We start from the raw sequence: 19,476 nt of genomic DNA, 5'->3' as shown, positions 1-19,476 counted from the left end.
AATATCATGAGCAATATACAAAAGCAGCATAAAATATCGCCAGCTATAGCATGGCTGACGATACAAAAATTTATTATTTTTTATTGTCCTCTTGACGGGGAGCATACCAAGGGGTGATGCAGTACGGGCGGCTCATTTTCTATCTAAACGGATGTATCCGGAAGTTCCGGCAGTTGATCGGTGAGTTCTTCATATCCGAGAATATCTCCGGCACATGGCATCGATTGCCCTGTTCCCTGCTGTGGTTTCCGGAAGTACAGCCGATACCGATGTCCCTCTAGGAGTTTGATATTCTTTTCCAGTGAGAAGGCGTATTCCTTTCCGTTATCACTGGCAAACCAATATTGCTGGTTTTTCCCGAAGAGTGTCTGTTCCCGTTTCGTGCAGCTTACGTCCAGTGACAGATAAGCATGTGTATGGATCAGGTGGTAGAAACTGAGTGCACGCAAGATGCTGCAGATTCCGATGAGGAGGCTCATGAGGATAAAGAGCCGGTCATGGGTGGCGATCCCGAAGATGCACCCAAAAAGTACACAGAAAAAGCCGATTGCACTGATGGCAACCAGCTTTGTGAAAAATGGTTTTGGCATAAGGTTCCTTCCTTTAACATGTATGAAATGTGATTTGTTTATTCAGGTACAAATTAGCAATAGCCTGCAGCACTGGATACTGGGTATGGTGAATCTGGACATCATCCACAAGTGTTTGGTAAGTTGTCTCCGGTTCTGTGTATAACTCATCCATAATATCCGATTCGTTGTGGATTACTTTTTCCTGCTCCATACTTGTGACAAGCTCAGCGGTCGTGAGGGATACCTTATCAGCCAGCTTCAGAATGGTATCTTCCATCGGTGAAGAGGGTTTCTTCTTTAAATATCTGCCAAACTCTTTTGCACCAATAGTTCCTTCCAGATAAAGCTGAACGCAGCCAAAGAGCCGGATGGGAAAGGTATCCTTCAAGGGAATAATGGTCAGACTGCCGAGAAGGCGATATAAGGCATCCACCCCTGTCAGTCCAATTCCGCTTACAACCAGACCGCGTAAGGAAAGTCGGTTCAGATAGTGTTGGAAGGATAAGCCTTTCGGACCTTCTTTCTGTATCTGGCGCAGGGTATAGGCATCCTGGAGTTCATGGAGCGTCAGAATCTGGAAGGCAAGACAGCTCCAGAGCAGCAGCTCGTCATCCGATAGTCCATATTCTTGTCCATCGTTGATTACAAGAGGAATGGATTTTCCGCCTGTCGTTTTTTGAAATTTTAAGGTTCCGACAGCAGTATAAAGTGTCAGCATAAAAGTTCCCTCCTTCAAGGTTAAGTCAGAAGTGCATAGAGTGCATCATCCTGCTGTAATAGTTTCCGTGCTTTGCTCTGCCATGCCCGTACACGATTGGCTGGTACTTGGTAGTGTTTTGCCAAGTCAAAGCTGGTATATCCCTGCTGTTGCAGATAGAGGGCTACAATTCCCTTCTGAATAGTTGAGGACTGTCCGGTGCCAAGCTGGGTTAAATGCTCAAGAAGCAAGGTCTGGTTTGTGTCCTTTTCCGGGTGAGTTGTTTGTGTATCCTCGTAGGAAAACAAATCACGATAATGGAGATGTTCATCTTCAGATGATGCTTCGTCCAGAGAACAGAGCATGGAGCGGTCACGGGCAATTTTCCGCCAGTAGTCAAAGATGGCATGACGGATGATAGTTTTGGCATAAGGCTGGAATGATCTTCCTTCCTCAAATCCGACAGCCGACCGGCACAAAGCCAGATATCCAATCTGACATAATTCCTGTTGTTCTTCCTCAGTTACATAGGCAGCGGTGCGGGTCATGGAACGAATCATGATCGGAACCAGATCCATGGATTTTTCCACCAGTTGTTTTTGCTTTTTATTTAGTGGTAAGGTCATCATCAATCACCGCCTTTCAGCTGGCTGCCCGGAGGCGGAAGGGAATATGGTTGTTCTTTAAAACATCTGCGGATTCCCGAATGAGCTGGTCGCACATATAGTTGCTGAACTGTCCGATGTGAGCCTGCTTATCTGTCAGACAGAACTTATCTGCCACCCAGCGATATGCTTCCGGTTTGGAAAGGATGCCCTGTTGCCAGATCTGATCGAAAATTCGATGTGCCTGAATCCGCTTTTGACGAAGCTCCCGGTTGGCGAGCGTTCCTTTTGGTATCTTGGTTCCCGGATGTACCCCGACATAGGAATTGCAGGATGGATAGTGGGAGCAGACATAAACCTGTCCGCCATGAGAATGCGTTCCATATACAAAGGATGCATCTCTTAATATTGCTGTTCCGCCGCAGTAAGGGCAGCGGATGATTTTTGGTTTCTTCATCTGTTTTCACCTCGCTTGTACATACACGATACGTAACGTGTACGTGAATAACCAGTACGTACTGTATACTTATATTGTAAGTAAGCAGGTGATGAATTCCCATAGGACGCAAGCGGATACTGATCCCAGATTCGGACTAAATGGCACGAATCCCCATTTTTCAGATGCCGGGATAGAAAATTGCTCGGATGAGCGGGAATAAGCCGCTGTCTGTGAAACGTGGATAATTAACCGGTGTAAAGATGAACTTCTCACAGAAAATCCGTAGCAGGAATAAGCTGATCAGTACCAGACAGAGCAGGTAAGTGTTCCTGCGCCTTCTGGTCCATGGCTTTTTCGGACGGAATTTCACATACAGGACAAAAATCATGGGAATAAATATCAGGTTCGTAAAGACCTGATCGATACATTGGATGATTGAAATTACGTTTAACATAGGCAGTGCCTCCTTTCTTTACATATCCTGTACGTATAAGAGCCTGAAAGTGCAACTTTTTGTTACCAGTCATATTGCTGGTTCTCCTGAAGCCGGAGCAGTGCCGGAATGGGACATGGCTTTAAAGGCAGCTTCTGAGCGGCCAGATAGGGCAGATAAAGCTCTGTAAAAGCAGCAATGCTCATGCTTCCGGTACATTCGGTTGGCTCCGGTATCCGGGGAAACAAAAGCGCTGCATCTGAAAGAGGGAGGATGCAGGGGCTTCCCGTTTCATCCGGATGGAATAAAAAGCCAGAGTTCTCACAGCTTTCCTGTGCGTTACAAGTGCGGCACCAGACGTAGATACAGGAGTGCCAGTTCCCTTCACAGAGGTTCAGAAAATGACGGATGTGCTTGGCATCTGTCTTGCAGTGGGGGTGTTTCATATTCATCACCTACTAAAGAAGCAGGCAGTTCCATGTGGGAGCTGCCTGCAGGAGTCTTCGTTATGAGTTACTGATGTTTCTTTTTGCGTTTGAAGTAAACGATGCCCAGGACACTTGCACCTGCAAGTGCAGCTATGGCGATTCCGGCATACAGGAGAAGCGGCGTCTCATCGCCGGTCTTTACAGGCGGAGCTACCGGAGGCGTCTCCGGTTCTTTCGAAAGCTCCGTCATGTGTACGGTCTGACCTTCATCCTTCAGATCCTCATGGGAAGCAATCTCATGCTCGGTTTTTCCGTCTGTATAGTAGAGCTTTTCAAAGACAACCACATCCTGTCCGGCAAGAGCAGAAGCGTCGAAGGTAAAGGTAACTTCCACAGAGCCGCCAGCTTTTTCTGCTTTAAATTCTGCCTGAGCGGTAACTGGTTTTCCGTCTTTTAACAAAGCCTCTCCGGTTTCCTTATTCATCAGGGTTCCGATGACTTTGTACTCAGATCCAGGCATCAGACCATGATAAGTGACCGTATCTACGATAGTCGCTTCCTTGGAAGCAGAGACATCCTGATCCCCGTCACTGCCGTCTTTGGCTGTGGTTTTGATTTCCGGGAAGTAGATGGTCTGGTTGGCATCTTTGATGTCCGCATGTACCGCTACTTCGTGATCTTCAAAAGTCATTGTTTCAAATGCCACGAGCGTTTTTCCGGAAAGTGCAGAGGCATCAAAGGTAAAGGAAAGCTCTACGCTGCCGTTAGCTTCTTCCGGAGTGAAACTTGTTTCTGCAGTCACAGCTTTGCCATCCACATCGAAAGGTTTTTCGGTTTCCGCATCCATGAGTGTTCCTGTCAGCTTGTACTCTTTGCCTGGGATCAGGTTTTTGTATTCCACAAGGTCTGTAAGCGTCAGTTCTTTTTCCGGTTTTGCATAGTGTGTGCCGGAAGCAGCATCTGTTGCAGTGGTTTTGATTTCCGGGAAGTAAATAGTCTGTCCTTCATCCGCAATGTCTGTGTGTACGGCAACTTCCTTGTCTTTGTAAGCCAGGGATTCAAAGACAACTACTGTTTTCCCTTTTAAGGAGCTGGCATCAAAGGTAAAGGTAACATCTACCGTACCAGCGGATTCTTTTGGCTTGAAGGATGCTTTTGCTGTCACCGGTTTTCCGTCTGCTTCGACTGGTTTCTTTGTTTCTTTATCTATCAGAGTTCCAGTCACTTCATATTTCTGGTTAGGAACCAGCCCCTTAAAGGAAACCGTATCCACCAGCGTGATTTCTTCCTTTGCACAGGAAATATTGGAGTTCGTGTCCGCATCTTTCGCAGTAGTCTTGATTTCCGGGAAATAGATGGTCTGGTCTTCATCGTTGATGTCGGTATGGACTGCAAGCTGCATCTCATCCTGATATAATTCCTCGAAGACAACGGTTGTTTTTCCCTTTAAGGAAGTTGCATCAAAGGTAAAGGTTACTTTGACGGAGCCGGAGGATTTCTTTGCAGTAAATTCAGTTTCAGAAATCACCGGTTTTTCATCCACAAGGATTGGTTCCCCGGTTTTTTTATCCATTAAGGTTCCAGTCAGTTTGTATTTCTGGCCCTTTTTCAGTCCTTCGTATTCCACAACGTCTTCAATGGTCACTTCTTTTGCCGGCTGGCTCATGTGTGTACCGGTCTCGGCATCCAGAGCAGTCGTGCCGATCTCAATGGCATCATCGGTCAGAGTTCCAACCTGTATCAGAACAGAATCCTTATAAACCTTGACTTCAAAGGTTAAAAGATCCATGCCTTTGTTGGAATCACAACGCTGTTCCGCCAGAGTGTAAGTATCGTAAATGAGAGCGCCTTTGGAATCATCCGGTTTGGAGGTGCCGAACCAGATGCCGTCTTCCGAAGACTCACCCCGGTTGGTATTTGCGGTATGTTTGTTCCATTTGGAGGAAGTGCTGGCATAACCGTTGGCATCTGTCACAATCACATGGCTTTCGCCTGTTGTTTTGGAAGTGATCTTAAATGGCACATTTGCCAGACGGTTCTGGCTGCCGTCAGCAATCTTGACAAATTCCAGATCCCCGCGGATGACCTGATTGGAGATGGAATTGTCTTTTGCAGTCAGTTCCACGATTTTTCCCTGTTCTGTGATGTCAAATTCTACAGAGATCTTTCCGCTGTTCAGATAACCGGAAGGTGCAGTTGTTTCATCCACACGGTAATGTCCGAATGGGAGAGCATCTTTTGCAGTTGCAGCAGAACCGGATTTATCGGCAGTAAGTGTAAGGACAACCTGATCTTTCGTGTAGGATGTTCCGTCTACTAATACCGGATTTTCATTTAACGTAGTGATCGCAAAGACAGTACCTTCCAAAGTGGCAGAACCCTGCGGTTTTGCTTCTCCGGTCTCGCTGTCACGTTTCTGGATCTTCACTCCGCCACGGATGACAGATTCTTCTATGGTAGAAGACTGGTATACCGAAACCATTTCCTGCTTACCGTCACCTGTAATTTTCTGTACGAAGACAGTTGGATTGAGCTGGTATCCGGCAGGGGCTTTGCTTTCCTGTACCGTTATGGTACCGAGCGGAAGACAGACGGTCTTGCCATCACTGGTATAGTAAAAGGCATCGCCGCTTACAAAGGAATCTTTGGTAAAATGCATCTTTCCGGAAACATCTGTTTTTAATACCCAGGTACGTGCCGGTTTCTTTCCAGCTTCCGCAGGATCACTGTCAGACTGCTCGGTATAGAACTTGACTGTAAATTCTGCGTTTGCAAGGGAAGCTGCTCCCTGTGGGGAGGCTTTCTTTGTTTCGGCATCCAGCTTTTCAAGCACCAGATTCATGGGATTATTCTGCGGAATATCTGTTACGTTTGCAGCAGAAGTCTGTTCTGCTTTTACGGTGACTTTGTGAGCTTTGGTGTCTACAATGTAGCCTTTGGAAGCAGAGAGCTCTTTTATGGTATAATCGCCTTCCTCCAGTTCGCCGGATCTGGCATACCCGTTTTCATCAGTGGTCAGTTTCTGGATGAGCTTCTCACCCTGATAGATCCCATACACAGCACCCTTTAAGCTGTAATTCGGATTCCCGTCCGATACGCTTCCGTTGGCAGAAGATTTTTTCAGTTCGATCCAGCCGTTTGGAACCTGATACCAGCTTCCGGCAATGGTCTGGCTGCCCTGTCCCGGAACGATGAATGCCCGGAAGCCTTCCGGCGGGTTCGGAAGTCCCTGAATGGCACTGGCTACTTCCAGTGCTTTATCAATATAGGACTGCGGGGCGCCATGGAAAGCTCCGGTGTCAGCGGAATTACCGGCATAGATGTAAGCGACAACCAGATGTCCGATGACATAGCTGTTATCATCACTCCAGCCACTGAAATATTTATCCTTGACGACTTTATCGTAGCCGTAACCGCCGTTTAAGTAGTAGAGCGCTTTTCTGAGCGGGGAGTTCTGGCTTAAAAGGTCATAGGAATAGGAACCAGAGGAAGGTGTTTTCTTCAGTGGTTCCACGCAGTAGGCAGTATTGCTCCCGTCAAAGCTCATGCGGGAGGTAAAATAGCTGCCGTAAGGGATATTGGCACCTGCCTTATAGCTGATGGTGCCGTCGGCTGCATGAACCGGAAAACTGCCGGAAAACAATGCGCCGACTGCGACAAGGACTGCCAGCAGCATAGCCAGCGTCCGTCTGGTATAGGATTTGTATGTCTGTAACATAAGTCTCCTCCTTCTTGAAGTTCAAATGAAAAGGGCAGCGTCAGTGCTGCCAAAAGTTACACAGCCTGTTTCTTCTGTTTCGCAAGGATTTCCAGAAGCTCCTGCCGATCTGTGGTAATCAGCTCCTTTTCCAGATTGGAAGCCTTAAATTCCACAGTGATGTTATTGTTGTTGGTTGAGATCAGACCGTTGCCCCGCTGGAAATGGGTGATGTTCATTACTTCTGTTTCCGATAGATGCAGGATAGTCTTCACCCGCTGTGCCTCTTCATCCTCCATGTTCAGGATAATCTTGGTCTTGCAGTTATTGATGATACCCTTGCCGTACTTCCCGTCATCCAGAGCAAAGAAGTCGTTTAAATCCTGTGTGGCAAAGATGCCGGCTCCGGAGTAAGCACGGATGATCTTGGCAATCTCCAGTACGAATTCCGCTGCAAGCCGGTTGCTGGATGCACCGATGAGCTGCCAGACCTCATCGACAAAGATGGCTTTCTCTTCGGTACGGTTTTCCTTCGCTTTATCCCAGACATAATCCAGGGCAACGAACATGCCGACCGTTAAAAGATCGCTGGAACCGGTCAGTTCGGAGATATCCAGTACCGTATATTTATTGGTCAGGTCCACATTGGTCTGCTGGTTAAAGGAAGAAGCAGAACCGTGAACCAGGCGGTTCAGGATATGAGCCAGACGTTTGGTATCCTCGCTTTCCAGCAGGACATTGTAGACATCCTCCAGAATGGGCATCTTTTTGTACTGCTCCGGATGCTGCGGATCTGTCAGGGATTCATTTTTATGTGTAATCCCTTTTCTGGCATAGGTTTTGATTAGGGCTTCATCCAGAAGCTGCTTCTCCTCATGGGACATATCCGGGATCAGCAGACTGAAGAAGATGTGAAGCCTTTGGATCTTGCCTGCCAGTGCGGAGGCATCCAGTGTCGGTCCGTCCAGCAGTTCATTTACAGAATTGTCTACCTTCCGGATTTCCATGATGTTGATACAGTTCTTACTGGCAGGAGAGATCTGGATAAATTCTCCGCCGACATTCCTTGCAGCCCGGTAAAATTCGTGTCCCTTTAGCGGAGCGATGATGAACACCTGGATGCCTTTTCTTCGCATCCTTAGTGCCATGGTCTGCATGGTGAAGGTCTTTCCTGCTCCCGAACAGCCTAAGATACAGATGTTGCTGTTCTTGTACTGCCTGGAATCAAAGATATCCGCAATGACCAGGGAATTGTTATGCTTGTTTACCCCAAAGAGGATTCCGTTATCATCGCAGATACTGTAGCTGACGAAGGGATAGCAGCTTGCCGCCCCGGAAGTCAGTACGTTCCGCTTGGACAGCTTAAAAAGCTTCTTGTCCAGATTTGCCAGCGGCAGAGAGGATAAAAATCCCTGCTCCTGTAAAAAGTAGCAGGAGTGTAAGTTCATATCCTGCGAGATCAGGAGCTTTTTCATTTCCTGAATCCGCCACTGCAGTTCTTCCAACGTGGAAGCAGTAATGGTGATGAGAAGATTCATGTAATAGAAATCTTCGTTGTTGGCAAGTCCCTGCTTCAGAAAATATCCGGAGCGGATGGCAGAATCCAGATCGTCATAATCAGTGTTGGTATCGGACGCATCCTTTAATTTGGAACGGTTGATACGGATCTGCTGACCGAGACGCTGCTGAATCTTGTCCTTTGGCTGTTTCTGGAGAAAGAAATCAATATCAATCCCTTCCCCGGCATTGACAAGGAGTGACAGCCATCCGGGAGTTACCCGGTTTTTGTAGCCGTCAGACGGCACAAGCAGGTAGGAATGGTAAAGCCCATTGATCTGCACATAATGGGAGTGCTTGAAATCCACACTTTCCGGTGCGAGAAACTCGTTGATCCGGATGTGATCCAGTTCCTCCATGCGATTTTCCTTTGTATAGGCGGACAGTACAGTGCTGATCCGGTTCGAAAGCGGAACCTCCGTACAAAGGGTACGGTTTAAAAGGGTGTAGAGAACATCCGTAGTAAATTCATCCTCATTGTCATGGGAGACCACTTCATTCCCGCACTGGTATAGAAAGGTTTTGGCGGTCTGGGAGGCTGTCTCAAGAGCAGCAAGGATTTCCCGTTCCTCTTCCTTTCGGTTTGCGTTGAATGGTTCATATTCAAAGATCAGAAAGAACCGTCTGGATACTGCTTCTCTGGAACTTAAGTTCTGGACAAACTGGATGTAGTCACGCTGCAGTTCCTGACAGTGGGGATCGGTTTCCCGCTCCAGCTCCAGCTGGGACTGCTCCAGATGCTTATTGATGTCTGCTTTTTTGGAGATCATCTTGATCTGGAGTTTGACAGGCTGATCTTTAAGTAACTGATAAAGCTGTAGATAATGCCCTGCTGTTCCCTGGCACTTCGAAGCAGAAAGTTGATTGGTTCAATCTCCAGGATCTTCACGTACCGTCCGTCTGTGGTATAGACGATTCCGTTTGCGATTTTTTCCACCGGAAGATAATCCTCCAAGGTCTGGTCTTTCTTTCGCTTTTTCCGGGAAACGGGTTTTGACGTGGCAGATGAGGTGTCCTCCTTGGAAACCACCTTTTTTTTCTGCTCTTTTTTTGCAGCCCGCTTTTCGGAAACTGCCCGTTTTTCTTCCTCCTTTCGTCTCCGGGCTTCCGTTTTTTTCTGTATTTTTATCTGTTTCGCCGCCTCTTTTTTCTGTCGGCTGGCTTCTTTCTGCTCCCACTTCAGATAACGGATATCTTCCTTTGCCTGTTTTTTGATGCCCCGCTTGGTGGAGGTATCAAACTGCCGGTGTTCTTTTTTTTTACTTTTTGGCGGAGCTGGTGCGTCCGGTTCAGACTGTGGGGGAGCCGATGCCATTACTTTGGAAGGCTCTGCCATTTTTTCTGCTTTCCGGTGTTTCTTTGTCTTTGGCTCTTTGAAACGTGGTTTCCTGCGTGGCTTTCCTTCCGGAAGACTGTCGGACCTCCAGATTACCCTGCGGTTCACTACAAAACGCAGGGCATTCATCAAAAAGGCAGTGATGCTCTCCCCGCCGATTCCAATCAGGGCTACCATTGCCGCTGGAAGTGCGGTCATGCAGAGAATGATGATGCGGGCAGTCAGGGACAGCGGCAGGTGGAAAACAGGGATACCGATTGCCAGGGAAAGAACAATGCTTTCTATGGCATTGCGGATGTCAAAAGTTCCGTTTAGGATCTTGCCTTTCTCAATGAAGTTGGAAGGGATAAAGGAAACCGGTGTTTCTTCTGGCTGTGTCATGGCTGCACCTCCTTTTTCGTATCTTTCGCATCTTCGGAAGGCACAGAGGCACTGCCGGATTCTGTGTCCGGAGCTTCCGGGCTGTCAGAAGTATCCGGATACCCGCCTTCCTGCAGGTGTTCAATGTCCTGCGAAGTCAGGGACGGCAGGGAATCATCGGTTTGCTTTTCGTAAACAGTCGTATCTGCAGAGACCTGTACCCCGTCTTCTCCAAATAAAAACACACCCGTCGGGGTGTGATAGGTAACCGGAAGCGTATCCTGATCGGAAAGTGAAAACATCAGGCAGACGGTTGTTTCGGTAGGGTAGCTGGTTTTTTCCGGCAGGAAGGTGATGCTTGTCTGTTCTTTTTTGACATACTCTTTTAGGTAGACAGGAAACTGCCCTTTGAGAGAAGCAATCTGGCTGTCGGAGAAAAATGCTTTTAAAGCATCAAAATCCAGATATTCCGGCATGGGGGTATCAGAATTTGTTTCTGTTGTTTCCTTTGCCGGTTCCCTGCCTTTGTTTCCGGAAGCTTCTTTTTTCTGGCTTTTCCAGAAACTGGGGAGAACCAGTCCGGCAAGCAGCAGAAACAGCATCAGAAAAATGGAAAGAATCACTTTTGTTCTGTTCATAATGGCTCCTTTATTTTTTGTCGAAGATCCAGTAGGCATTTGCCGTAGCATGGATTTCCGACATCATATCAAATTCACGGTTAATATAGTTCTTTGCGTCACTGTCATTGGGATCATTGACCAGTACCTTGCCGTTTGCCGTAACACCTCGGAGTACGATGAAGTGTCCGCCGCTGGTGAAAAGTCCTGCCCGCTGAGAGGAGATGACCGGACAGCCTTCGGAGAGTGCCTGAAGTACCGTATTGGCATTGCTGGTCTGTGTGACGCTGCCACAGCCGAAATGACTGGCTGCAGCCTGAAAGTAGCTCCAGTAGGTTCCAACTCCCGGCTTGTAATAGGAATTCCCGCACCATGCCACCGCATCCGGAGGGGTAATGGTATTCCCGGTCAGGTAGCTGGCGATCATGGCAAAGCTGGTAGGCCCGCAGCCGGAAGATGCGATGGAGCCGCCGCCATAAGGAATGTTCCCGTAATCGGTCTGGAGATAGTGCGGAATCTGCATTCCGTTTGCCGGATAGCTTCCGCCGGTATTGGTAATCTGATAATACCGGAGAACATGCTCCACATATTCCTTGTCCCCATACCGGTCATAATGCCAGTTCGGACGGGCACACATCATATCCGAATAAGCAATGGCGTTTTCTTTGGTATAACCGCCGTCACGTTCCATTGCCCAGTCGATATAGCCGGAGCCGTAATTGTAACCCTGAAGCGCCAGCTTGATGCGGTCCAGGTCGGTAGGTCCGGTACATCCTGCTTTATCCAGTGCATACTTTAATTCCTGAATCCCACATTCGATGGAATAAGCAGGATCGGTGATGCCGTTGGGGACATGGGGGTATTTCTTATTAAAGCCGCCTTCTGCCGCCTGCATGGGATCGCTTCCACGCCCGCCGCTTTCCTGCATCATGACTGCCATGAGGAGTTCCACATAAGCTTCCATGCCGTATTTCTGTGCGACCTGCTGGATGGTAGCCCGGTAAGCCAGCACCTCATCGCTGACACCTACCGCCATGGCAAGACCGGAAGCGGAGCCGCCAAAGAACATGGTCAGGTTTTCCACATAACTGTCTGCCGTTTTTTTCTGCTTATCGGTCAGATGAAAGACGTGATCTGCAAAGTAGGCATCTCCGGCATAGCTGACCGTGTAGGTATGGCGGGTAAAAGTAACCTTTCTGGGTGGTGCATTTTCCTCTTCCGCCGGAACTTCCACCGTGGCCGTTTCTGAAGTAACGTCATAAGAAAAAAGCCCGTCCTCGTTTTCCCGGATCAGGCTTTTGAGTTTGCTGATATTTATATTTTTATAGTCATCCTGGCTGGCACAAAACTGTGCGATGAGCTGGTTCGCATTTACGATGATACTGGAAGCGTAAGGATCGCTGATAGAGGCAGTATCTCCTTCCGGGAGTCTGGCAATTTCCGCATTGATCTTAGCAAGCAGTGCATCATGGCTTTCCTGAAGCACCTCCACGATTGCCTGATTGGAAGCCCGGATATTTTCACTGATTACCGTGTTGCTGGTCAGTGCTCCGGTATTTTCAGAGAGGTCTCCGAAGACGAGTCCCGGAAGCATGACAAGGAACAGAATGGGAAGCATCAGTACACCGCCGACGGCTGCTCCAGTTTTCGCAAGGGTGCGCCTGTGCCGGAATACTGTACCGATGACAGCAAGAGGACTGCCCATCAAGGCTGTTTTTGGCATGTTACATACGCTCCTTTCGCTGTGGGGCTGGCGGCAGTTTCTGGACAATGGATTCATTGTAGGCTACTTTGCCGCTGCCGGAAGTATATGGTGTTTTTTCGACCGTATCCTGTGCATACTGCTTGTACCAGGTGGAACCATCCACGGACTGTACCGTAGAGTAGGAGCCCTGAGTAGGAGCTGCATACTGGTCGGCATGGTACAGGGCAAAATCCCGGTTTCCGGAGCTTCCGGTTTCGGTACCGGTGATCCTTCCGCCACCGATTTCTACATTATCATAGGAAGAACCGCCGCCCGGATTGATGCCCATATAGGAAGTAAAGGCTTTCTGTGCGTCTGCTCCCTTGATGGAACCTACCTGACCGTAATTTCCCTGTGCAATGTTGCTGATGACCTGATTGGCAAAGTCTCCGCCTTTGTTCAGGGATGACTGGTAGAGCATGTTTCCGATACTGCTGTGTTCGGTATAACCGGTTGCGGAATTGACCGCTTCTCTTTGTACCTGTCTTCCCACTGCCCCGGCAAGCCCGCCGGATAGGAAGCTTCCTGCGACAGCCGCACTTCCGGGAGAAGAGGCTTTGTGGTAGCCGCCACCACCATGGGAACGCATGGAACCGGTCAGGCTCCGTCCTGCAATCAGAAGTTCAGCCATCATGTTTCCTCCGGTATTGCCGACATTGATGCCAAGCGATGCCAGAAAAGAATCAATTTTCTGGGATACCTTTAAAAAGGCAATGGCACACAGGAACCAGACGAAGACATTTCCGGTTACCGCTTCCTTTCCCTGACTGGCAACTGCCGCTTCCACGTCTGCTTCCGTAGCTCCGCTGCAAAGACCGGCATGGAGCAAAACAGTACCAGACAGGCAGTTAGTACCAGGAATGGTATGAGTTTCTTTCTAAGTTTCATTTTGGTCCTCCTTTCTTATAGGGATAACGGATTGGCAAGGAAGGTGCCGACCATAGAAGTAAACAGCCGCAGGCACCACGCATTCATCAGAAGCAAAAAGAACTGGCCGCCAAGCATCCGGCACCAGCTTTTGAAGATATTTCCGGTTGACTGGCTGGCACCCATGGAAAAAGCTGCCGGGGCTGTGTAGACCAGTACCCCCAGAAGAATATAGCGTTCTGCCGCTTCAAAGAGCAGTTTGATGTAGTTCCACGCCAGAATCAGTACCAGAATCAGTGCAATGATGGCTACCGCCCCATTTGCACAGACTCCCAGGATGACTGTGACTACGGAGTTAAAATCCGCAAATTTTAAAGGCGGCAGGTCTTCCGTCAGAATCCAGTTGTACGGTGTTCCTGAAATCTTCAGGAGCAGATCCACAATATCTTTCGCATAGAAGGTGAGAAAGATAAAGAGGAAGGAACGGATGGACAGCTTAATGGGATCTTCCGCTTCGATACCGGCTCCCATAAAGTAATTTTTAAAGAGCTGCCATACCCAGTTTAAGAGGATCAGCCCGATGCCCAGTGCCAGAAAGACCTGATACATGGTCTCGGCAGCAGGAAAGTAGCGAAGAAACGTATCCATGGAACAGCCCAGAGCACCGAGGACTGAAGTGGTGATCAGATCCAGAATGTTCATGACCTGTTCGGCAATCCATTCCACGATTCCGTCAAGTATTCCCATAGTGGCATCTCCTTTCGTCTATCCGTTCCATTTTCCGCCTGCAAAGAACGGGGTGATGTAAGCCATGATAAAGCCAAGCCCGTTTAAGATCGCCCAGGTAATGACGATACGCTTGAGCCATGCACGTGATTCGTCCACGGTTTTTCCGCTTTTGGAAAAATTCATCATCAGAAGGGCAACCGATGCCGTTACGACTGCAGCAATGGTGGAAATGAGGATAATCTGGTTATAGACATCCTTCATGATCTCATTGGCTTTGGTCCAGATGGTAGCGGCAAAAACCGGCTGTGTGTATCCGCAGAGGACTGTGACAGCCAGAAATGCAGCATACAGGCATCTGCCATAATTGACATGCCGTTTTGTGTCCGGCGGAGCGTTTTTCAGTTTGTGTTTCACGTAAAAGTACCTCCTTTTTATAAGAGCGGCAGGAGAATTACCTCCCCTGCCTTTGCTTATGGTTTTCCTGCCTCAAGAAAGGACGCAGCCCGGTCAATGCAGGCTGCGTCCTAAATCAAAGTATGAAATTGTAAAGATCCTCCTATCTTACAGAAAAAACGCAGCTTATTTGCCGCAGGAGAGGCTTCCCATACGGCAGTGCTGCGTTTCGTTCTGCATATAATTTTGACAATATCAATTTTAACATGGGTAAATTACCGCTACAATCGCAGGACTGTGCCAGTTACAGACGATGGAGTGCCAAAAATGTGACCAACGCTAAAAGCGTTATAAATGCAATCCTTATGGATACTGTAAGCGTGATTTGCAACCAATTATACTGGATTTACATGACTAATGCTTTAAGCGTTAGTGAATACTGGAAGGAGGAGGTGTGCGTGTGAAAGGAATGGGAAAGGCAATCCGCAGGTACAGGGAAGAGGCAGGAATTACGCAGGAGAGACTGGCTGAACTGGTGGATATCAGTACCAACCATCTGGGTGCGATTGAGCGGGAAGTGAAAACACCTACGATGGAAACATTTGTAAAGCTGTTGAATGTATTAGGTGCGGAACCGAATGAAGTGCTGAAGGAAGTGATTCCTCTTACCAGAATGGAACATACTTCTGTAGTGGAAGGAAAGCTGGAAAGGCTCACACCGAAGAAGCAGGAAAGCGTGCTTCGGATGCTGGATGTGATAATTGAAGAGATGATGAAATAGAAGCTGTCTGCGAAATTGCCGCAGGCAGTTTTTTTGAAAGCTGTATATGCAATAAAACACATAAAAATATGCGATTTATGATGAAAGTGATTGCAAGATTTGATATAGTAATCCTAAAAGCATTATAAAACTAATTCTTAAAGGATGACTATAATATGAAAAAGGGATATGTGGGATTATTGGCATGTGCGTCAGGAATTCTGATCGGACTGGGAATCAGCCGGCTGGATCTGACAGGTTATCTTGAAAAAACACAGGAGCAGGAATATCACCCGGTAGAAAGAAAGGTGCCTGAATCAGTAGAAAGCAAGCTGAAAGATCCAAAACAGTGCTGGCTGTGTGGAAGCGATGAACGGAGTATGATGGATTATTTCCGGAAGTTTGACGATCTGGGAGTGATCTGTACCAATCACTGGTATGTGATGGATATGCATATCCGGAATCATGATGAGGACGGGAATCTTACCGGCCCGCAGGGAAACGGGCATATGGGTTATACCGGGACAGGAGAAGGCGGCTGCTTTTTCCATACGGAGCAGATGTCGGATTACGGGATTTCCGAAGTATCGGTGGATTACGGGGAAGATAGTATCTTCGATGTGAAAAAAGTACAGAACCATCTGTGTCAGGAATGCCTGGATAAGCTGGTGGAAAGCATGGAGGTATTCTGTGAGGAAACGCAAAAACCCAAGCCCCGTGATCTGGTACTGGTGGATTTTCAGACATTGGAGCTGTACGCCATTCAGGAGCATAATGCGGGATACTTTATCCGGGATTATTATGTGGAAATTGAGTCGGAGGAAGATGGGGTGGAAGTAAAGGCATTTTACTGCCCGAAGCTTAATAACGGGAAAAAGGATGGAGAATAAATTGAGGTTTGCATTGGTGAGGAGTATAATGTAAGTACGTGTTATGTATTGGAAAAACTTGAATTTAGCAGAAAGAAGGATTGTTATGAAATTTATCAATACTAGAAAATTCACATGGATAATTTGTATAATAGGATTTTTGCTTGCTCTTGTAAGTATATTTTTCTTACCGAGTATTATTCCAGTACATTTTGCAAATGGGATTGCGGATGATTATGGAAGAAAAATACAAATATTTTTATTTCCTATATTACAAGTGCTTATCACTTTTTTGACTGGACGAGAAAAAGTAAAATATTGCCTGACACATTCAAAAACTTTCTTAACGGACATTCAGTTTAATTGGATGATAGATGGTGTACTTTTATTGGTAATGTTTGCAGAAATATGGGTTATCTATGCTTCATTTGCATAGAAATACTTGCATAACAATTTACATTTGATTGAGCAGATAAAAATGATTTGAGGTGGTAGCAATGAAAAAGCGATTGGGAATCATAGCCGGAATTTTAGGAATTGTATTGGCAGTCATTGGCATTGTACTGAAGCAGAAAGAAAACACAGCCGTTTCTGTTATTGGTGGTGCGGATGGCCCGACTTCTATTTTCATAGCAGGGAAGTTAAATGTTGATAATTTTATTTTTATGATTGTAGTTGGAATTATTTTATTGATTTTGGCAGGAGTTATTTTTTACAAACGTAAGCATTAAGTTACAGTTTTTTAGACTGTGTATGGCGGAAGAACCGGGAAAGTGTAGATATATCATGGGGATTTTGGAAAAAAATAAAAAAAGTAAGGGTACAGCGTTTGTCTATGATGAGAATAATGATTACTATAAGATGGAAATAAACGGGATTGAATTTGTCTGTGACAGTATACATTCCGATTATGAGAAGCATGCAGTTGAACTGGCACAGGCGTATGAGAAAAGGCTGCCGGATATCGTGGATTATCTTATGCCGGATATAAAGGAGATGTTTGGAATTACAAATCCAGATGTAATAGCAAACTCACTAGGAAAGCCGAGTATAGATTTGGATAGAGGAACACTGACTTATCTGGAGCACACAATGGACAGCCTACATATTATTGAAATGGAATTTGACGGTATCTTCACGGCATTCTATAACTCCTGTATTGATGGATAGGACTTTAGTAACATAGAGCTGCAGTTGTCTACAGCTTTTATCCAGACTTCGGATGTTACAGAGAAGCAATCAGAAATGGATTGATCGATTTCTGAAGCAGTATCCGGTGAAATCCTTGAACATATGAAGGAAAAGTATGTATGTTAATTTTATTTTTATTGTAGACAAAAGATAGGACTGATATGATAAAAGAACAGGTTATTACAAATAGAGGTGGAGTATTTGATGCAGAAAATATTATTACTGGAGGATGACTTGAATCTAAATCGGGGAATTGCCCTGTTACTTTCACGGGAAGGGTATGAGGTTCGTCAGGTTTATACAATAAAGGAAGCAAAAGAAGCATTTCAAAAAGGAGATTATGCTCTTGTTATCAGCGATATTACATTGCCGGATGGTACAGGACTGGATTTTGGAAGGATGGTACGTGCAGGTGGAGATACATATCTTATCTATCTTACGGCTTTGGATCAGGAAATAGATATTGTAAATGGTTATGATACAGGGGCAGATGATTATATTACCAAACCATTTTCACTGATGGCTTTGGTGTCGAAGGTGAACGCATTGATGAGACGGCTTTCTAAGGTACAGGCACAGATTATGTCTTCCGGAGAGATTACGGTGCATATGAAAACGATGCAGGTGTATAAAGGGGATGAACCAGTTACTTTAAGTAAGAAAGAATTCTCTCTGTTGCTGTATCTCTGGGAGAATGCAGGACAGATTGTTTCAAAAGAAAGTATCCTGGAGCATGTATGGGATATAGACGGTCAATTTGTCGATGATAATACGGTTACTGTCAATATAAGCAGACTGAAGAATAAACTTGGAACAGAAGAGATAGCGAATGTGAGAGGACTGGGATATATATGGACCGGAAAGGTAAACAAAAATTAAAACGGTATTTTATCGTATATGTAATCTTTGCAGTATTTTTTACAGTAGGAATGTATCTGATAACAAAGTATGAGGAAAATGCGAAAGCAACGCAGATAGCACTGCTCCTTGCAGAACATCCTGAACTGGAAGGGGAAATAGTTGCAATCTGGGAAAAGTCAGGAACAGTAGATTTTATAAGAGACCGGGACGATCAGAAGATAGAAAGAGTCGTACAGATGCTGGAAGAAACTTATGGTTATCACTCAGGGAGTGGATCTTCAGATGTGGTTATAAGGATTATCTGGGGAATTGGATTACTAGTGGGAGTCATAGTATGTAGCCTGTTCTTGTACCTGGACCGAAGAAAAAACTGGAGCAGATACGGTGATGAGGAACAATTACAGCAATTATATGAATGTCTGCAGGAATTCAGAAAAGGAAAATTCCAAACATATCCTGAAGAAACATCAGAATCGGAACAATGGTTAAAGGTGTGGGAATCTGTAAAGGAGCTGGGGCAATATTTCGAAGATTTGAAGGAACGTCTGGAGCAGGAAGAAAATGGTACGAAGAGTCTGATTACAGATATTTCCCATCAGTTGAAGACTCCGCTTGCATCACTCCGGATGAGTCATGAGCTGGTGGCAGAAAATCGGGTTACAGGAGAAGAACAGAGGGAGTTTCTGGAGCAGGAATCACAGGAACTTACCAAACTGGAACAGCTCTTGAATGAACTGGTAAATCTTTCAAGGCTGGAAACACATATGATCCAGATACATTCGCTTCATGAAAGCCTGAAGAAAACGCTAACAGAGGCTGTCAGTCAGATTTATATGAAGGCAAGAGGAAAAGATATTTCCATTCAGGTGGAGATGGATGATGATATAGTTGTGAACCATGATTCAAAATGGACGGTAGAAGCATTAACGAATATCCTTGAGAATGCAGTCAAATATTCACCGGAACATACAACGATTACAGTGAGGACGCAGGAGCTAGCAAGCAATGTGCTTATTGAAGTAGAAGATGAAGGAATGGGCATTCCTGCGGAGGAACTGCATAAGATCTATCAGAGATTTTACCGGGGAAGGAAAGCAAAGGAACAGGTAAAAGACGGAGCGGGTGTCGGTCTGTATCTTGCCAGAAAGATCATAGAAGAACAGGGGGGGACAATAGCAGCCAAAAGAAAGGCTGAGAAAGGTATGATATTTAAAGTGACACTGCCGCTCATAATAGGAGAATAGTCGGAACCCTTACAAAACTGTTATGGTTGTTGTAAGGGTTTTGTAATGCAGGAATGTTATAGTAGGGGTATGAAATG

General features: G+C 46.3%; 19 protein-coding genes and 1 pseudogene. 7 read left to right on the top strand and 13 right to left on the bottom strand.

The window, feature by feature from the left end; translation table 11 throughout:
* Positions 1–143: 143 nt before the first annotated feature.
* The 13 genes and pseudogenes from DW904_RS19645 to DW904_RS19585 form a co-directional block, all read right to left on the bottom strand.
* Positions 144–590, bottom strand: coding sequence for a hypothetical protein (locus tag DW904_RS19645; RefSeq protein ID WP_005333500.1), 447 nt, complete (start codon positions 588–590; stop codon positions 144–146).
* Positions 591–603: 13 nt separating this feature from the next.
* Positions 604–1,290: a hypothetical protein gene (locus DW904_RS19640; RefSeq protein WP_005333502.1), complete on the bottom strand. Its 687-nt coding sequence runs from the start codon at positions 1,288–1,290 to the stop codon at positions 604–606.
* A 20-nt stretch (positions 1,291–1,310) separates the two neighbouring features.
* The gene (locus tag DW904_RS19635) at positions 1,311–1,898 is read right to left on the bottom strand and encodes a sigma-70 family RNA polymerase sigma factor (RefSeq protein WP_005333504.1); all 588 of its coding nucleotides are present in this window, start codon (positions 1,896–1,898) and stop codon (positions 1,311–1,313) included.
* A gap of 13 nt (positions 1,899–1,911) precedes the next feature.
* Entirely contained in the window at positions 1,912–2,331 is a 420-nt protein-coding gene (locus tag DW904_RS19630) for a DUF3268 family zinc-finger domain-containing protein (RefSeq protein ID WP_005333505.1), read from the bottom strand.
* Between the two features lie 160 nt (positions 2,332–2,491).
* Positions 2,492–2,767, bottom strand: a complete 276-nt coding sequence (locus DW904_RS19625) for a hypothetical protein (protein WP_008373818.1) — start codon at positions 2,765–2,767, stop codon at positions 2,492–2,494.
* A 62-nt stretch (positions 2,768–2,829) separates the two neighbouring features.
* Entirely contained in the window at positions 2,830–3,192 is a 363-nt protein-coding gene (locus tag DW904_RS19620) for a hypothetical protein (protein ID WP_040015509.1), read from the bottom strand.
* Between the two features lie 67 nt (positions 3,193–3,259).
* Positions 3,260–6,892, bottom strand: a complete 3,633-nt coding sequence (locus DW904_RS19615) for a VaFE repeat-containing surface-anchored protein (protein WP_226861981.1) — start codon at positions 6,890–6,892, stop codon at positions 3,260–3,262.
* A gap of 56 nt (positions 6,893–6,948) precedes the next feature.
* Positions 6,949–10,145, bottom strand: a pseudogene (locus DW904_RS19610) (ATP-binding protein).
* On the bottom strand, positions 10,142–10,762 hold the full coding sequence (locus DW904_RS19605; RefSeq protein WP_023921583.1) for a DUF5038 domain-containing protein: 621 nt from the start codon (positions 10,760–10,762) through the stop codon (positions 10,142–10,144). The pseudogene DW904_RS19610 and the gene DW904_RS19605 overlap by 4 nt, the downstream one beginning before the upstream one ends.
* Before the next feature lie 10 nt (positions 10,763–10,772).
* Positions 10,773–12,464, bottom strand: a complete 1,692-nt coding sequence (locus tag DW904_RS19600) for a lysozyme family protein (RefSeq protein WP_005333517.1) — start codon at positions 12,462–12,464, stop codon at positions 10,773–10,775.
* A 1-nt stretch (position 12,465) separates the two neighbouring features.
* Positions 12,466–13,314, bottom strand: a complete 849-nt coding sequence (locus DW904_RS19595; protein WP_347562215.1) for a hypothetical protein — start codon at positions 13,312–13,314, stop codon at positions 12,466–12,468.
* Positions 13,315–13,388: 74 nt separating this feature from the next.
* Positions 13,389–14,099 carry a hypothetical protein gene (locus DW904_RS19590; RefSeq protein ID WP_005333522.1) on the bottom strand — a complete coding sequence of 237 codons (711 nt, stop codon included), beginning with the start codon at positions 14,097–14,099 and terminating at the stop codon, positions 13,389–13,391.
* Positions 14,100–14,117: 18 nt separating this feature from the next.
* Positions 14,118–14,483: a hypothetical protein gene (locus DW904_RS19585; RefSeq protein ID WP_040015535.1), complete on the bottom strand. Its 366-nt coding sequence runs from the start codon at positions 14,481–14,483 to the stop codon at positions 14,118–14,120.
* 460 nt (positions 14,484–14,943) lie between these two features.
* Between DW904_RS19585 and DW904_RS19575 the strand changes: the two genes are divergently transcribed.
* From DW904_RS19575 to DW904_RS19545, 7 genes are all read left to right on the top strand, one after another.
* The gene (locus tag DW904_RS19575) at positions 14,944–15,255 is read left to right on the top strand and encodes a helix-turn-helix transcriptional regulator (RefSeq protein ID WP_179960461.1); all 312 of its coding nucleotides are present in this window, start codon (positions 14,944–14,946) and stop codon (positions 15,253–15,255) included.
* 155 nt (positions 15,256–15,410) lie between these two features.
* Entirely contained in the window at positions 15,411–16,124 is a 714-nt protein-coding gene (locus DW904_RS19570) for a hypothetical protein (protein ID WP_005333529.1), read from the top strand.
* An 85-nt stretch (positions 16,125–16,209) separates the two neighbouring features.
* Positions 16,210–16,539 (top strand): DUF1648 domain-containing protein, encoded by a 330-nt coding sequence (locus tag DW904_RS19565; RefSeq protein ID WP_022415592.1) that lies wholly within the window; start codon positions 16,210–16,212, stop codon positions 16,537–16,539.
* A gap of 61 nt (positions 16,540–16,600) precedes the next feature.
* The gene (locus DW904_RS19560; protein WP_117470884.1) at positions 16,601–16,834 is read left to right on the top strand and encodes an LPXTG cell wall anchor domain-containing protein; all 234 of its coding nucleotides are present in this window, start codon (positions 16,601–16,603) and stop codon (positions 16,832–16,834) included.
* A gap of 55 nt (positions 16,835–16,889) precedes the next feature.
* Complete coding sequence (locus DW904_RS19555) at positions 16,890–17,273, top strand: hypothetical protein (RefSeq protein ID WP_226850873.1); 384 nt, start codon at positions 16,890–16,892, stop codon at positions 17,271–17,273.
* 225 nt (positions 17,274–17,498) lie between these two features.
* Positions 17,499–18,173: a response regulator transcription factor gene (locus DW904_RS19550; protein ID WP_005333533.1), complete on the top strand. Its 675-nt coding sequence runs from the start codon at positions 17,499–17,501 to the stop codon at positions 18,171–18,173.
* Positions 18,146–19,399, top strand: a complete 1,254-nt coding sequence (locus DW904_RS19545; protein ID WP_005333534.1) for a HAMP domain-containing sensor histidine kinase — start codon at positions 18,146–18,148, stop codon at positions 19,397–19,399. The genes DW904_RS19550 and DW904_RS19545 overlap by 28 nt, the downstream gene beginning before the upstream one ends.
* The last annotated feature ends 77 nt before the right edge of the window (positions 19,400–19,476 follow it).

This window comes from Ruminococcus sp. AM42-11, assembly GCF_003480145.1.
GTDB lineage: Bacteria > Bacillota > Clostridia > Lachnospirales > Lachnospiraceae > Blautia_A > Blautia_A faecis.
This window is presented reverse-complemented; position numbering and strand designations above follow the sequence as displayed.

Bases quoted from the DNA above. Each gene is read 5' to 3' on its own strand.
- DW904_RS19645 (WP_005333500.1), bottom strand. From the start codon at position 590: ATGCCAAAACCATTTTTCACAAAGCTGGTTGCCATCAGTGCAATCGGC.
- DW904_RS19640 (WP_005333502.1), bottom strand. From the start codon at position 1,290: ATGCTGACACTTTATACTGCTGTCGGAACCTTAAAATTTCAAAAAACG.
- DW904_RS19635 (WP_005333504.1), bottom strand. From the start codon at position 1,898: ATGATGACCTTACCACTAAATAAAAAGCAAAAACAACTGGTGGAAAAA.
- DW904_RS19630 (WP_005333505.1), bottom strand. From the start codon at position 2,331: ATGAAGAAACCAAAAATCATCCGCTGCCCTTACTGCGGCGGAACAGCA.
- DW904_RS19625 (WP_008373818.1), bottom strand. From the start codon at position 2,767: ATGTTAAACGTAATTTCAATCATCCAATGTATCGATCAGGTCTTTACG.
- DW904_RS19620 (WP_040015509.1), bottom strand. From the start codon at position 3,192: ATGAAACACCCCCACTGCAAGACAGATGCCAAGCACATCCGTCATTTT.
- DW904_RS19615 (WP_226861981.1), bottom strand. From the start codon at position 6,892: ATGTTACAGACATACAAATCCTATACCAGACGGACGCTGGCTATGCTG.
- DW904_RS19605 (WP_023921583.1), bottom strand. From the start codon at position 10,762: ATGAACAGAACAAAAGTGATTCTTTCCATTTTTCTGATGCTGTTTCTG.
- DW904_RS19600 (WP_005333517.1), bottom strand. From the start codon at position 12,464: ATGCCAAAAACAGCCTTGATGGGCAGTCCTCTTGCTGTCATCGGTACA.
- DW904_RS19590 (WP_005333522.1), bottom strand. From the start codon at position 14,099: ATGGGAATACTTGACGGAATCGTGGAATGGATTGCCGAACAGGTCATG.
- DW904_RS19575 (WP_179960461.1), top strand. From the start codon at position 14,944: ATGGGAAAGGCAATCCGCAGGTACAGGGAAGAGGCAGGAATTACGCAG.
- DW904_RS19570 (WP_005333529.1), top strand. From the start codon at position 15,411: ATGAAAAAGGGATATGTGGGATTATTGGCATGTGCGTCAGGAATTCTG.
- DW904_RS19565 (WP_022415592.1), top strand. From the start codon at position 16,210: ATGAAATTTATCAATACTAGAAAATTCACATGGATAATTTGTATAATA.
- DW904_RS19560 (WP_117470884.1), top strand. From the start codon at position 16,601: ATGAAAAAGCGATTGGGAATCATAGCCGGAATTTTAGGAATTGTATTG.
- DW904_RS19555 (WP_226850873.1), top strand. From the start codon at position 16,890: ATGGGGATTTTGGAAAAAAATAAAAAAAGTAAGGGTACAGCGTTTGTC.
- DW904_RS19550 (WP_005333533.1), top strand. From the start codon at position 17,499: ATGCAGAAAATATTATTACTGGAGGATGACTTGAATCTAAATCGGGGA.
- DW904_RS19545 (WP_005333534.1), top strand. From the start codon at position 18,146: ATGGACCGGAAAGGTAAACAAAAATTAAAACGGTATTTTATCGTATAT.